This is a genomic window from Bacillus sp. AR2-1 (genome assembly GCF_008368755.1).
Lineage (GTDB): Bacteria > Bacillota > Bacilli > Bacillales > Bacillaceae_G > Bacillus_A > Bacillus_A wiedmannii.
Genome location: NZ_QORY01000007.1, coordinates 314,960 through 329,452, shown reverse-complemented (window position 1 = coordinate 329,452; position 14,493 = coordinate 314,960). Strand labels below are relative to the sequence as shown.

At 32.9% G+C, this 14,493-nt stretch carries 14 protein-coding genes; all 14 read left to right on the top strand.

What is annotated here, in order from left to right; translation table 11 throughout:
* The first annotated feature begins 27 nt into the window (after nucleotides 1–27).
* Complete coding sequence (locus DT250_RS08470) at nucleotides 28–771, top strand: YveK family protein (protein ID WP_149212924.1); 744 nt, start codon at nucleotides 28–30, stop codon at nucleotides 769–771.
* A complete protein-coding gene (locus tag DT250_RS08465; protein ID WP_149212923.1) occupies nucleotides 761–1,462 on the top strand; it encodes a CpsD/CapB family tyrosine-protein kinase in 702 nt (233 codons plus the stop codon). The genes DT250_RS08470 and DT250_RS08465 overlap by 11 nt, the downstream gene beginning before the upstream one ends.
* Before the next feature lie 109 nt (nucleotides 1,463–1,571).
* On the top strand, nucleotides 1,572–2,339 hold the full coding sequence (locus DT250_RS08460) for a tyrosine-protein phosphatase (RefSeq protein ID WP_149212922.1): 768 nt from the start codon (nucleotides 1,572–1,574) through the stop codon (nucleotides 2,337–2,339).
* Nucleotides 2,340–2,579: 240 nt separating this feature from the next.
* Nucleotides 2,580–3,440: a UTP--glucose-1-phosphate uridylyltransferase BpsC gene (gene bpsC / locus DT250_RS08455; protein WP_078183560.1), complete on the top strand. Its 861-nt coding sequence runs from the start codon at nucleotides 2,580–2,582 to the stop codon at nucleotides 3,438–3,440.
* 32 nt (nucleotides 3,441–3,472) lie between these two features.
* Nucleotides 3,473–4,159 (top strand): sugar transferase, encoded by a 687-nt coding sequence (locus tag DT250_RS08450; RefSeq protein WP_304488581.1) that lies wholly within the window; start codon nucleotides 3,473–3,475, stop codon nucleotides 4,157–4,159.
* A gap of 130 nt (nucleotides 4,160–4,289) precedes the next feature.
* Entirely contained in the window at nucleotides 4,290–5,423 is a 1,134-nt protein-coding gene (locus DT250_RS08445) for a glycosyltransferase (protein WP_149212921.1), read from the top strand.
* 1 nt (nucleotide 5,424) lies between these two features.
* A complete protein-coding gene (locus DT250_RS08440; protein ID WP_149212920.1) occupies nucleotides 5,425–6,690 on the top strand; it encodes a hypothetical protein in 1,266 nt (421 codons plus the stop codon).
* Between the two features lie 39 nt (nucleotides 6,691–6,729).
* A complete protein-coding gene (locus tag DT250_RS08435) occupies nucleotides 6,730–7,800 on the top strand; it encodes a glycosyltransferase family 4 protein (protein WP_149212919.1) in 1,071 nt (356 codons plus the stop codon).
* Nucleotides 7,801–7,812: 12 nt separating this feature from the next.
* Nucleotides 7,813–8,940, top strand: a complete 1,128-nt coding sequence (locus DT250_RS08430) for a glycosyltransferase family 4 protein (protein WP_149212918.1) — start codon at nucleotides 7,813–7,815, stop codon at nucleotides 8,938–8,940.
* Nucleotides 8,941–8,987: 47 nt separating this feature from the next.
* Entirely contained in the window at nucleotides 8,988–10,361 is a 1,374-nt protein-coding gene (locus tag DT250_RS08425) for a sugar phosphate nucleotidyltransferase (RefSeq protein WP_149212917.1), read from the top strand.
* Nucleotides 10,362–10,397: 36 nt separating this feature from the next.
* Entirely contained in the window at nucleotides 10,398–11,345 is a 948-nt protein-coding gene (gene manA / locus DT250_RS08420) for a mannose-6-phosphate isomerase, class I (protein ID WP_149212916.1), read from the top strand.
* Between the two features lie 111 nt (nucleotides 11,346–11,456).
* A complete protein-coding gene (gene tagU / locus DT250_RS08415; protein ID WP_098130138.1) occupies nucleotides 11,457–12,371 on the top strand; it encodes a polyisoprenyl-teichoic acid--peptidoglycan teichoic acid transferase TagU in 915 nt (304 codons plus the stop codon).
* 98 nt (nucleotides 12,372–12,469) lie between these two features.
* Nucleotides 12,470–13,288, top strand: coding sequence for an SGNH/GDSL hydrolase family protein (locus DT250_RS08410; protein ID WP_149212915.1), 819 nt, complete (start codon nucleotides 12,470–12,472; stop codon nucleotides 13,286–13,288).
* An 84-nt stretch (nucleotides 13,289–13,372) separates the two neighbouring features.
* Nucleotides 13,373–14,386, top strand: coding sequence for a UDP-glucose 4-epimerase GalE (galE, locus tag DT250_RS08405; RefSeq protein WP_149212914.1), 1,014 nt, complete (start codon nucleotides 13,373–13,375; stop codon nucleotides 14,384–14,386).
* Nucleotides 14,387–14,493: the final 107 nt, after the last annotated feature.

The window sequence follows — 14,493 nt, the reverse complement described above, 5'->3', positions numbered from 1 at the left end:
GCAAATTTTAGAAAGTTGGAGGAACTTATGGAAGAAACAATTAGTTTGAAAGAGTTATTTCATATTTTAAAAAAACGTTTAGCAATGATCCTCGTAATTGCCTTTGGTGCTGCTATAGTAGGTGCTATCATTAGCTTCTTCTTTATGACACCAATCTATCAATCTTCGACGCAAATTCTTGTTAACCAGAAGAAACAGGATGGAACAATGATTCAAGCTGGTGAAATTCAAACAAATATTCAATTAACGAATACATATAAGGTTATTATTAAAAGCCCTGTAATCTTAGATCAAGTAAAAGAAAAGTTGAATTTAAATTTAACTATACAAGAATTAACAAAAAAGATAGATGTTACAAATGAGAAAGAATCACAGGTTATTTCTGTTACAGCAGAGGATAAAAGTCCGAAATTAGCTCGTGATATTGCAAATGCAACTGCAGATGTATTTAAAAGTGAAGTTGCAAAAATTATGAATGTTGATAACGTAACAGTACTATCTAAAGCAGAAGTTGCGGAAAATCAATCTCCAATTAAACCACGTCCGATGTTAAATGTAGCAATTGCTTTTGTTATTGGTTTAATGGCTTCCGTTGGCCTTGCATTCTTATTAGAATACTTAGATAACACAGTAAAAAAAGAAGAAGATGTAGAAAACTTACTTGGTTTACCAGTGTTAGGTATTGTAGCTCGTATGGATGAAGAAACAACAAGTGTGAAGTCACACGCTCCATCATCAAGAAAAGTGAGGGGACAAACAATTGGCTCTTAATTTATTTAAAAAGAAAAAAAATCATCGTCAACGTCGTCAATTAATTGCTCATCAACAACCGAAATCACCAATTTCAGAGCAATATCGTAATATTCGAACGAATATCGAGTTTGCAGCTGTTGATACGAATTTACATTCATTAATGGTTACGTCTGCGAACCCGAGTGAAGGGAAAACAACAACAACAGCGAATATGGCAGTTGTGTTTGCCCAACAAGGAAAGAAAGTCTTATTAATTGATGCAGATATGCGCAAACCAGCAATGCATCAAATGTTTCAAGTAGATAACATTTTTGGATTAACAAATGTGTTAACGCATAGTGAGCGTTTAGAAAAATGTGTGCAAACGACAGCTGTAGATAATTTACACTTTTTAGCTTGTGGTCCGATTCCGCCCAATCCAGCAGAATTGTTAGGATCAAAATCAATGCAAGAGCTTCTTGCACAAGCATATAGCCTGTATGATTTAGTGATTTTTGATCTACCACCAATTCTAGCTGTAACAGACGCACAGATTATGGCAAATGTATGTGATGCTTCTATTCTTGTTGTTCGTAGTGAATCAACAGAGAAAGAAACAGCAGTAAAAGCAAAAGGATTGTTAGAGTCCGCTAAAGGTAAATTATTAGGCGTTGTCCTGAACGATCGTGAACGTGAACAAAGCTTATATTATTACTATGGTGCAAACTAACGAAAGGAGTGAGATATGGCAAGGACATATCTCCTTTTTTCCCTTGAACATGAAACAAATTTCATGTTCAAGGGAAAAAAGTTTACAAAAGAGAAGGAGGATAAAACAAATGATTGACTTGCATTGCCATATTTTACCTGGTATCGATGACGGTGCGCAAACAGTAACAGATAGTTTAGCGATGGCACAACAGGCCGTGGTAGAAGGAATACATACAATTGTCGCAACACCGCATCATCAAAATGGAAAATATGTAAATAATCGTACTTCTATTATCCATCAAGTAAAGCAATTAAATGATAAATTACAACAACATGAAATTCCATTAAAAATATTACCAGGTCAAGAAGTAAGGTTATACGGTGATTTATTAGAAGACTATGAATCTGGTAAAATTGTTACTTTGAATGAAACAAATAAGTATATATTAATTGAGTTCCCATCTAATCACGTACCTCGTTATGCAGAAAAATTATTATATGAATTACGTGTGAAGGGAATGATTCCAATTATCGTTCACCCGGAGCGTAATGCCGAGTTAATTGAGCGGCCAGATAAGTTATATAGCCTTGTAAATAAAGGTGCGCTTACTCAAGTAACGGCAGGGAGTTTACTTGGAAAGTTCGGCAAAAAAATTAAAAAGTTTTCACTACAACTTGTAGAACATAATTTAACGCATATGATTGCATCGGATGCACATAACACAAAGTCAAGAGGATTTCATCTAGCGGAAGGCTATGAACTAATAGAGAAAGAATTCGGCACAAGTGTTATGAATGATTTAAGAGAGAATCCGTATTTATTAATTAGTGGTAAAGCAATTTATAAAGAAGATCCAGAACAAATTCGTCGTAAGAAACTGTTCGGTATTTTTTAAATAAGGAACAGGTGATGTCTCCTAACCGTTATCAACGGGGGCACTCGGTCGTGCTGTGGGTAGAAATTTTATTTCATGCCTACCTTAGACGCTTGTCGTCGGGAGTATGACGTGAGGATGGGTTAGATGCCCATATTTTATTTATGATAGAAACTCTACCTATGGAGTTATAACTGTGACCCTATAGGTAGAGTTTTTATTATTTGTACATATAAATATAAATATATAGGGGGAATACAATTGAAAAAAGTAAGAAAAGCGATTATCCCGGCTGCTGGTCTTGGGACAAGATTTTTACCAGCAACGAAAGCAATGCCGAAAGAAATGTTACCAATTGTTGATAAACCAACAATTCAATACATAGTGGAAGAAGCAATAGAGTCAGGAATTGAAGATATTATTATTGTTACTGGAAAAGGAAAACGTGCGATTGAAGATCATTTTGACCATTCCTTTGAATTAGAACAAAACCTGTTAGAAAAGGGAAAACATGAAATGCTTGAAAAAGTACAAGCTTCTTCAAAAATTAATATCCATTATATAAGACAAAAAGAACCAAAAGGTTTAGGTCATGCAGTATGGTGTGCACGTAAATTTATTGGGAATGAACCATTTGCGGTATTACTTGGTGATGATATAGTACAAGCTGAAACACCATGTTTGCGTCAATTGATGGATCAATATGAAAGTACACAGTCTTCGGTTATTGGTGTACAAACAGTACCTGAAAGTGAAACGCATCGTTACGGTGTTATTGATCCAATTGAACAAGACGATCGCCGTTATCAAGTACGTCAATTTGTGGAGAAGCCAGCGCAAGGGACAGCACCATCTAATTTAGCAATTATGGGTCGTTACGTATTAACACCAGAAATTTTTATGTTTCTCGAGAATCAACAGACGGGTGCTGGTGGGGAAATTCAGTTGACAGATGCAATCCAACGATTAAATGAAATTCAACGCGTGTTTGCTTATGATTTTGAGGGGACTCGTTATGATGTTGGTGAAAAACTTGGGTTTATTAAGACAACAATAGAAATGGCGCTTCAACATAAGGAATTAAAAGAAGAATTAGTGGAATATTTGAGAGAAATTATATAAAGGTAAATGTATGAAGAGAAGGTGGGATGGTTTTGAATTCATTGAAAGTTTCGGATAGGAATACATCACAAGAAGCTAAAGCAGAATTTAATATAGTAGAAATGAATATGAGCAAAGGATATTTAATAACTAAGCGCCTCATAGACATTATCGGGGCATTAGTGGGATTAATTTTATTATCCCCTGTTTTTATAATTGTTGCACTATTGATTAAATCTGGAGAACCAAGAGGACCAATTTTCTTTAAACAAATGCGTATTGGTAAGAAGGAAGAACAATTTTATATGTATAAATTTCGTTCAATGTCCATAGATGCAGAAGATAGGTTAAATGACTTATTAAAACACAATGAAGTAAAAGGTGCCATGTTTAAGATGAAAGAAGATCCAAGGGTCACCAAAATTGGAAGGTTTATCAGGAAGACGAGTATTGATGAACTACCACAATTATTTAATGTAATAAAAGGAGAAATGAGTTTAGTTGGTCCTAGACCACCTTTGTTACGTGAAGTAAATGAATATACGGAATACGATAAACAAAGACTATTGGTTACACCTGGATGTACGGGTTTATGGCAGGTGAGTGGGCGTAATAATCTTAGCTTTTCTGAGATGGTAGAGTTGGATTTATGCTACATACAAAAGCGGAATACATTTTATGACCTGAGTATCATATTAAGAACAATAAAGATGATGGTTAAATCTGAAGGTGCTTATTGAAGTTCAATAAATAATTGATATGTCGTGAGAAATAGTTAATTTAAAACATTGATTTTATTTGGTTTTTTTTAATCAATAAATGAATCTAGTCTATATAAAATAAATTTTTACGTTGTCAGGAGCATTTATATTGAAAAAAAAGAAAATTCTATTCGTTATGACAGATATGTCGCTAGGCGGTGGGCCAAAAACGTTATTAGATTATCTAAAAGGATTAGATAATAAAAAATATGATATAAATTTATATTTGATAAGAAATGAAGGGGAATTAATAAATGAAATTCCTAGTGATGTAAAAGTTACAGCTTATATTTTGAAAAGTGATCATAGATTACTAGCGATGTATAAAAAGATAAAATTATTATGTTCAAAAAAACAAATAAAAAAACAATTTGAAGGTTATGATTTAGTCATAGGATATACCGAGTATTATCCAACGTATGTAGTGGCTAAAATTAATAAATATTTAGGTACGAAAGCAATTGCATGGATACATACTGATTTAAGTAAAAATCCAGCTAATTTTTTAAAAAGAATAATACACAAAGTATTGGGTAATAAATTATATGGTCATATAAGTAAAGTGATGTGTGTTTCAGAGAACATTGGGGATGTTGTTAAGAAAATCTATCCAATTGTTAATGCTGAAAATAAACTAAATGTAATTTACAATCCAAACGATTATGAAGAAATAGTCCGACAATCCCAGGAAAGTATAAACTTAGAAATAAATAATAAGTTTAAAGTAGTCTTTGTGGGGAGATTATCCTCAGAAAAAAATATTGCACTATTGATAAAGGCTATAAGTGTAATTAGCAAAAGACATGATATTCAATTATTGATTATTGGTGAGGGAAGCGAAAAAGATAATTTAAGAGAATTAACTAGAAATTTAGAGATAGAAGAGAAAGTAAATTTCTTAGGCTACAAGAAAAATCCGTATCCGTATATAAGACAAGGAAATGTTTTCGTATTACCGTCTAATACGGAAGCATTGCCAGGTGTATTAATTGAAGCGTTAGCATTAAATGTCCCTGTGATAGCTAGTAATGTAGGTGGAGTAAGCGAGATAGTAGATCATATGAAAAATGGGATTTTATTTGAAAAGCAAAATGAGGAAGAGTTAGTAAATGCCATCGAGTATGTTATGAAAGATTTCCGAAATAATGAAAATCATTTAGTCAATCCTAAGGATAGTTTAAAGAAATTTGAGAAGAAGAACTCTTTTAAAAAAATAGAAAGTATTTTTAATGAGGAGACATAGGATGTTTTTTAATAAATATGTAATACCTTTTGTAGTAGCCTTTTTGCTATTGTATGATGTACGCCCCTTGATGTTTGGGAAGGTAATTAATCTACCATTAATAATAGTAGGGATGTTTTTTTTAAAGTATGCGATAGTAAATTGTAAAAAATATAGAATTGAACATTTAAAGATAGTTATTTGTTTAAGCCTTTTTACTTTTCTTGCTATTTTACAAGTGTTGCTTCAGGCACCACCTAATGGTGATAAAGGATTAACATACTTTTTTATTGAGTTAATTGTTTTATTTATAGGTATGGCAGGTATTATTGATACTTATTACGAGCGGTTTAAGCATGGCTATATATTCTTGAAAATGATCATATTAATTGGTTGTGCCCAAGCTTTAATTTCTTTAGCTATGTTTTTAAATAATGACATTAGAAGTTTTATTGCTAATAATTTTTTAAGTGATGCAATAGTATTTTTACAAAATAATGAAATGAGAGGATACGGTCTATCGCTGGCGACTACCTTTACTTTAACCATAATACAATCTTTAATATTATTCTTAATTGTATATGTATTGAAAGATATTGGAGCAAAGCATGTAGTATATTACGCACTGGCTTATACCATAATAGCTATAAGTGTAATATTAGCAGGTAGAACCGGAATGTTAGGAATAGGTCTCTCATTTATTATTATATGTTTGAAATCATTCATAGGTAATCAAAGAAAAAATTATAGGTTGTTTTTAGGATTAGTAATAATAATAATTCTGCTGGTTATTTCAGTAGTTAGTATATTTTTCTCTCAAAATAATCAATTTGTTCTATGGATGCAATGGGCTTTTGAGCTAGTTTATAGTTTCGGATCGACAGGGAAATTAAGCACTAGTAGTACAAATGAATTATTAGCAATGTATCAGACATTACCGGATAATCCAAAAACACTTCTTTTTGGTGATGGTAGATTAATAGGAGATACATATAACTATTGGTTTGAAACTTTTTCTTATTATATGAATGTAGATGTAGGATATTTAAGATTAATATTTTATTTTGGAATTTTTATGACATTTTCCTTCTATGGATTCTACTTATTTTTAATCCAAAAAGCTTTTAATTATAATCGTTTTTCATTATGTCTTGCTATTACTATAAGTATCTATTTTCTAATTATTGAAATGAAGGGTTTATTTTTAATTAATATAAATATAAATTTACTTATATTTTGTTTTTATTTGATTTCCTTAAAAAAGAAACAAAATAGGGAATGTTTATGATGTTTTAAGATTATAAAACTTAATTAAGAGGTAGGAAAAATGAAAATTTATATAAACGGTAGATTTTTAACTCAAAAAACTACTGGTGTGCAAAGGGTAGCAGAAGAAATTGTAAAAGAATTTGATGAAATTCTGATTGATTTGAACCTGGAGAACAAGGTAGAAGTCATTATTTTAACACCAAAGAATATAATAAAAAACTTAAAGTTAAAAAGGATAAAAGTACAAAAAATAGGCCCTTTTACAGGACATTTGTGGGAGCAATTGGTGTTACCTATGTATACTAAAGGTAATATGCTAATAAACCTTTGTAATACAGGTCCAATATATAAGAGAGAACAAGTTGTTATGATCCATGATGCAGCGGTATGTAGTTCGCCAATGGGTTTTTCAAAACAATTTGTAATGTGGTATCGCTTTGTATATAAACGTTTAGCTAAATCAGCAAATAAAATTATCACAGTCTCGAATTTTTCTAAGCAAGAACTTGTTAGTTATTTTCCTGATATGGTTTCTAAAATAGACGTTATCTATAATGGAGTTGACCATATTGGGAAAATCAACCCTAATATAGACATTTTAGAAAAACATAATTTAAGATCAGAGGAATTTATTTTAGCTGTAAGTAGCATGAATCCTAATAAAAACTTTAAAATAATTACTGATGCGATCCATGGGATAAAAGATTTTAAAGGACAAGTTGTCATTGTAGGAGGAGCGGCATCGAAGGTTTTTGCAAACGCAGAAATGGAATTTAATAATGATATAATTTGGACAGGGTATGTTAGTGATGAAGAGCTAGTTGCATTATATAAACATGCAAAAGTATTTGTATTTCCTTCTTTATATGAAGGATTTGGATTACCGCCATTAGAAGCAATGGCGGTAGGATGCCCAGTTATTGCTTCTAATGCTGCATGTATCCCAGAAATTTGTGGAGATCATGCTTTATATTTTGATCCAAATAATGCACAAGATCTTATAGAAAAAATCGGTTTAGTAGAACAATTAAGAAATCCAAGCAGTAGAATTGAATCAAAAGAGTTTGTAGAGAAGTATAGCTGGAATAGAGCGACTATAAAATTATTAGAACATATTAAGGTATTATAGGAGAATTTTAAAATGAAAATAGCTATAGTTCATGATTGGTTAGTAACATATGCTGGGGCAGAAAAAGTATTAGAGCAAATGCTTGAAGTATTTCCAGAAGCAGATTTGTTTAGTTTAGTAGATTTTTTAGATGAAAAAGAACGGGGGTTTATTAAGAACAAAGAGGTTAGTACAACATTTGTTCAGAAGTTACCTTTCGCGAAGAAAAAATATAGAAATTATCTTCCTCTAATGCCTTTGGCTATTGAACAGTTAGATTTATCAAAGTATGATGTTATTCTTTCTAGTTCTCATGCTGTGGCAAAAGGAGTTTTAACAGGGCCAGATCAATTGCACATATCTTATGTACATTCACCAATTCGTTATGCATGGGATTTACAGCACCAATATTTAAAAGAAGCAAATTTAGAAAAAGGTCTTAAGGGACTGTTAACAAAATCTATTTTACATAAAATAAGAAATTGGGATTACCGTACTGCAAATGGCGTAGATTATTTCATTGGTAACTCTAGGTTTATTGGACGTAGAATATGGAAAGTGTATAGAAGGGAATCAGAAGTTATTTATCCACCTGTTGATATCTCCGCATTTACACTACATGAACAAAAAGAAGATTTTTATATAACTGCATCACGTATGGTACCATATAAGAAAATTGATTTAATTGTTGAAGCATTTGCAAATATGCCAGATAAAAAGTTGATTGTAATTGGTGATGGACCAGATTTTGAGAAGATAAAGGCAAAGGCTAAAAGTAATGTGCAACTTCTCGGTTATCAATCATTTGAGGTGTTAAAAAGTCACATGCAGCGTGCAAAGGCATTTGTCTTTGCTGCAGAAGAGGATTTTGGCATTACACCAGTAGAGGCACAGGCTTGTGGTACACCTGTTATTACATATGGTAAGGGTGGCGCTACAGAAACTGTTTTAGATTTAAATTATGAGAAACCGACTGGTCTATTCTTTAAAGAGCAGACTGTTGAAAGTATTGTTGAGAAGGTTAATGAATTTGAAAAAAGTTATGACAAGTTTACTCCATCTAACTGTAGGGAGAATGCTATAAGATTTTCTCCGGAGAGATTTAGAGAAGAGATTAGAAGTATTATAGAGGAAAAATATAAAGAAAAATTTCTAGGGTGAGGGGATAATATCTTCACCTTTTTTATTTTTTGTAAGGGAGTGGAAATATGAAATTAATATTATTATCGGGTGGTTCAGGAAAACGTCTATGGCCGTTATCAAATGATTCACGATCTAAACAATTTTTAAGGGTACTCAAAAATAATAATGATGAAATGCAATCTATGGTTCAGAGGGTATGGGGACAATTAACAAGCTTAGGGATTGAAAATGATGCAGTTATTGCTACAAGTAAATCTCAAGTAGATATGATTAATAGTCAGCTAGGAAATGATGTACCTATTATCATTGAGCCAGAACGCCGTGATACATTCCCAGCAATCGCTCTTGCCGCTTCATATCTATATTCTAAAGAACACGTTGATTTGGATGAGGTTGTAGGTGTATTACCTGTAGATCCATACGTAGAAAATAGTTTCTTTGAAAGATTATTAGATTTAGAAAAGACACTAAACTCTTCAAACGCAGATCTAGGTCTAATGGGGATTACTCCTACATATCCATCTGAAAAATATGGTTATATTGTTCCAAATGTAGAGAAGAGTACACAGGAACTTATTCAAGTAAGTCATTTTAAAGAAAAGCCAGCGACTGCTGAGGCGGAAGAGTTACTCAAACAAAATGCACTTTGGAACAGCGGTGTATTTGCATTTAAATTAGATAAAATTATCTCTCTTTTAGATCAAAAAGGACTTCCAGTTCAATATGATGTGTTAGTTCAACAATATGCAAGTTTACCAAAGATAAGTTTTGACTATGAAGTAGTAGAGAAAACAGAAAATATTGTTGCACTTCCTTATAACGGTTCATGGAAAGATCTTGGAACTTGGAATACTCTTACAGAAGAAATGGGAACGAACATCATTGGTAAGGGAAATATGGGGATTGAATGTGAGCAAAACCATATTATTAATGAGCTAGATATCCCAGTTTCCGTATTAGGTCTTTCTAACATAATTGTAGCTGTTAGCCCAGATGGTATTTTAGTGTCAGAAAAAGATGCCAGCCCTCGAGTGAAAGAATTAGTGGGGGATTGGGATCAAAGACCGATGTATGAAGAGCGCCGCTGGGGTTGGTACCGTGTGCTAGATCATACTAAATATGATGATGGAAACGAAGTATTAACAAAGCGTATAGGTATTACGGCTAGTAAAAATTTAAGCTACCAATACCATAATAATAGAAGTGAAGTTTGGACAATTGTAAAAGGTGAAGGTATTTTTGTATTAGATGATGAAATAAGAGTTGTTCGCCCCGGGGATGTGTTGGAAATTCAACCTGGACAGAAGCATGCAATTAAAGCTGTTACAGACTTAGAGTTTATTGAGGTGCAATCAGGTAGTGAACTAGTCGAGGAAGATATTGTTCGGATTTATATGCAATGGAATAAAATAGAGGAAGTTTGTTATTTAAGAAAGTAAAAATTAGTAGTAAAAGCAACTAGAGGTGGAGTTATTTTGTATAAAGAACCATTATTTTTTCAACCAGTGTTACAGGAACGGATTTGGGGAGGAGAATCTTTAAAAGAATTTAATTATGATCTACCTTCACAAACAACCGGTGAGTGCTGGGGAATTTCTGCTCATTTAAATGGACCGAGTATCGTAAAGAGCGGTAAATATAAAGGATTAACATTAAAGCAACTATGGGATGAACATAGGGCGTTATTTGGGAACTATCAAGCTGAGCAGTTCCCTTTATTAACTAAGATTTTAGATGCAAAAAAAGATTTATCTGTACAGGTACATCCAAATGATGAGTTTGCAAATATCCATGAAAATGGTGAGTTAGGGAAAACAGAATGTTGGTATATTATTGACTGTAAAAAAAATGCTGAAATGGTGTACGGACATACTGCTCAAACTAAAGAAGAATTTAAAGGCAGGATTGAAAATAACGAGTGGAATCGATTACTACGTCGAATACCAATTAAGCCTGGAGATTTCTTTTATGTACCAAGTGGAACCATCCATGCGTTATGTGAAGGTACATTAGTATTGGAAACGCAGCAAAGTTCAGATACGACATATCGTGTGTATGATTATGATCGTGTTGATGGTGATGGAAATAAGCGAGAATTACATGTTGAAAAATCAATTGCTGTATCAATGATTCCTCATGAGGATTATAAAGTCTATCCTGAGATTGAAAAAGGAAATAGCGCTATTGTTACTAAATATGTACAGGAAAAATATTTCTCAGTTTATAAATGGGAAATTCGGAAGGAAGCATCTTTTCAACAGAATCAACCATTTCAATTAGCAAGTGTAATTGAAGGTGAAGCGATGTTAAGAACTGTAAGTGGGGAATTTAATATACAAAAAGGAGATCACTTTATTCTTCCTGCTGGAATTGAAAGTTTTGTTGTAAAAGGAAATGTGACTTTAATTGTCTCTCATCCGTAGGATAGGTCATATTAATTTTGTGATTTAACTTTATCATTTAGTATTATTGCTATAATATAATGAAGAAGTCTTAGTATTTTATTTGTAATTATAAGCAAAGAGGGTATAAGAATGAAAAAGAAAATTTTATTTTGGATTCTCGGTATAGTAGGAGTACTCATTATTGGTGGCGGAGCGTATGCTTATCATGTGTATTCTAATGTAGCGAACACATTAGATGCAGTTCACAAGCCATTAGACCGTGATAAATCGGATAAACGTTCAGAAAAAGTTGATGTGTCTGATAAAAAGCCTATTTCAATTTTAATGATGGGTGTAGATCAACGTGGTGAAGATCAAGGGCGTTCGGATTCTTTAATGTTATTTACGCTAAATCCGGCTAAAAAATCGATGAAAATTACAAGTATTCCACGTGATTCTTATACAGAAATCGTAGGAAAAGGAAAGAAAGATAAGATTAATCATGCTTATGCTTTCGGTGGAATTAATATGTCAGTAAAAACAGTAGAAAATTTCCTAAATGTTCCCGTTGATCATTATATTGAAGTGAATATGGAAGGATTTAAAGATATTGTTGATGCTGTTGGTGGAGTAGATATTAATAATGATATGGACTTTACAATTGATGGTGTTCATTATGCAAAAGGTGATTTGCATTTAAATGGCGAGAAAGCCTTGTTATATTCTAGAATGAGATACCAAGATACTCGCGGTGATTTCGGCCGCCAAATGCGTCAACGCCAAGTTATACAAGCTGTAATTAAAAAGGGTGCAAGTGTGTCTTCTCTAGCAAGTTACGGTGATGTATTAAAAGCAATTGAGAAAAACGTTAAAACAAGTTTAACTCAAGAACAAATGTTTGATATTCAAAAGAACTATAAAGATTGCATGCAAAATAGTGAAGAAATCCAAATCCCTGGTGATGGCCACAAAGCAGCTGACGGTATTTGGTACTATTATGTTCCAGATGCAGCGAAACAAGATTTAACAAATAAATTAAGAACACATCTTGAACTGACTAAATAATATGTAATAACCCAACTCCTATGGAAGGAGTTGGGTTTATTTTTGCGTGAATTTATATTAGTATTATATGTTGTGAGATTAATAGATGAGGTGAATCGATGAATAAGAAAGCAGTACTTGTCCTTGTTATTTTTGTATTGTTTGTCGCTTCGGTTGTGAGCGGTAAATTATACTGGAATAAAAAAGTTGCGAATGCGACAGGACAGACGAGTGAAGTAACGAAAACAAAAGCCGAAGTGAAAGATAGTGGAGCGAAGAAAACAGAGACAAAACAAGATGCGAAGTCATCTTTTAATGAAGCATATGCGAAGAATTTACCAGATGAAGTGAAAGGGAAATTAAAGAAAGCTGCTGAAGATAAAAAGGCAGTAAACCTTGTTATTGTTGGTGATGAAGCTTCTTCATCTGAAAAAGATGCTTGGGCAGCTAAATTCACGGCTAATTTAGAAACTGCTTATGGGAAAGGTTTATGGAATGTGACAGTCAAAGAATATAAGGGTGAAAGCACAGAAGAGTTAATCGCGAATAAACGTGATAAAGAGATTGCAAAAGACAATCCAGATGTGATTTTATTTGAGCCACCATTTATTACTGATAATGGTAAAAATGGTAATGGAAACTCCGTTGTAAATACACAGAAGTTTGTTCAAGCACTTTCTACTAGTGCAAAAAGTGCTACTATTATGATTCAACCATCCAATCCAGTATATGGTGCGAAGAACTATCCGAAAGCAGTTGATGCATTAAAACAATTTGCGGCGCAAAATGGTTATACATATGTTGATCATTGGGGAGCATGGCCGGATGCAACGACAAAGGCTATCCTACCATATCTACAAGAAGAATTTGGCTTCCCGAGCGCTAAAGGCCATGAAATTTGGTCGCAATATGTGACAGATTATTTCGTAGCTAAATAAAGCCTGTAAAAAGGAAATCATTTGTTTATGTAAGATAAATGATTTTCTTTTTTATTAATATTTAATAACACTGGAGGCATATTTATGGCAATACTTGTAACAGGTGGGGCAGGCTATATTGGTAGTCATACATGTGTAGAATTACTGAATAGTGAGTTTGAAATTATTGTGTTAGATAATTTGTCAAACAGTTCAGTAGAGTCTATCAATCGAGTAAAAGAGATAACGGGAAAACAATTTAAATTTTATGAAGAAGATCTTTTAAATAGCGGGGCATTGAATAAAATTTTTGAAGAAAATAAAATTGAAGCTGTTATTCATTTTGCGGGTCTTAAAGCTGTAGGAGAATCAGTAGCAATTCCATTAAGATATTATAATAACAACATTATAAGCACGCTAGTGTTATGTGAAGTGATGCAGAAACATAACGTAAAGAAGCTAATCTTTAGTTCTTCTGCAACGGTATATGGTATACCAGAAACATCACCAATTACGGAGGAGTTTCCGTTAAGTGCAACAAATCCATATGGCCAAACCAAATTGATGATTGAACAAATTATGCGTGATGTAGCACTTGCAGATGAGGAATGGAGCATAGCATTACTTCGTTATTTCAATCCATTTGGTGCACATGAGAGTGGCCGAATTGGAGAAGACCCAAATGGAATTCCAAATAATTTAATGCCATATGTAACACAAGTAGCAGTAGGGAAGCTAAAAGAATTAAATGTATTTGGAAATGACTATCCAACTAAAGATGGAACGGGTATCCGTGATTATATTCATGTTATAGACTTAGCAAATGGTCATGTAAAAGCGCTTGAGAAAGTACTGAATAAAAGGGGTGTAGATGCTTATAACCTTGGTACAGGTACTGGTTATAGTGTATTGGAAATGGTTGAAGCATTCGAAAAAGTTTCTGGTAGGAAAGTTCCTTATAAAATTACAGAGCGTCGTCCCGGTGATGTAGCAGTATGTTTTGCGGATGCATCGAAAGCAAAGTTGGAATTAGGATGGGAAGCAACACGTGGATTAGAAGAGATGTGTGAAGATTCTTGGAGATGGCAATTAAAAAATAAAACTGGCTATATTAAATAATACCTTTAGGTTTTCAGTGTACACACTATAGACGATTGAAGTCTATGTCTATGCTATAATGTATATAAATTAAGGAATTATAAGTTTGAAAATTTAGCTATGAAGAA

Coding starts and splice junctions, on each gene's coding strand:
- DT250_RS08470 (WP_149212924.1), top strand. CDS start 28: ATGGAAGAAACAATTAGTTTGAAAGAGTTATTTCATATTTTAAAAAAA.
- DT250_RS08460 (WP_149212922.1), top strand. CDS start 1,572: ATGATTGACTTGCATTGCCATATTTTACCTGGTATCGATGACGGTGCG.
- DT250_RS08440 (WP_149212920.1), top strand. CDS start 5,425: ATGTTTTTTAATAAATATGTAATACCTTTTGTAGTAGCCTTTTTGCTA.
- DT250_RS08435 (WP_149212919.1), top strand. CDS start 6,730: ATGAAAATTTATATAAACGGTAGATTTTTAACTCAAAAAACTACTGGT.
- DT250_RS08430 (WP_149212918.1), top strand. CDS start 7,813: ATGAAAATAGCTATAGTTCATGATTGGTTAGTAACATATGCTGGGGCA.
- DT250_RS08425 (WP_149212917.1), top strand. CDS start 8,988: ATGAAATTAATATTATTATCGGGTGGTTCAGGAAAACGTCTATGGCCG.
- tagU (WP_098130138.1), top strand. CDS start 11,457: ATGAAAAAGAAAATTTTATTTTGGATTCTCGGTATAGTAGGAGTACTC.
- DT250_RS08410 (WP_149212915.1), top strand. CDS start 12,470: ATGAATAAGAAAGCAGTACTTGTCCTTGTTATTTTTGTATTGTTTGTC.
- galE (WP_149212914.1), top strand. CDS start 13,373: ATGGCAATACTTGTAACAGGTGGGGCAGGCTATATTGGTAGTCATACA.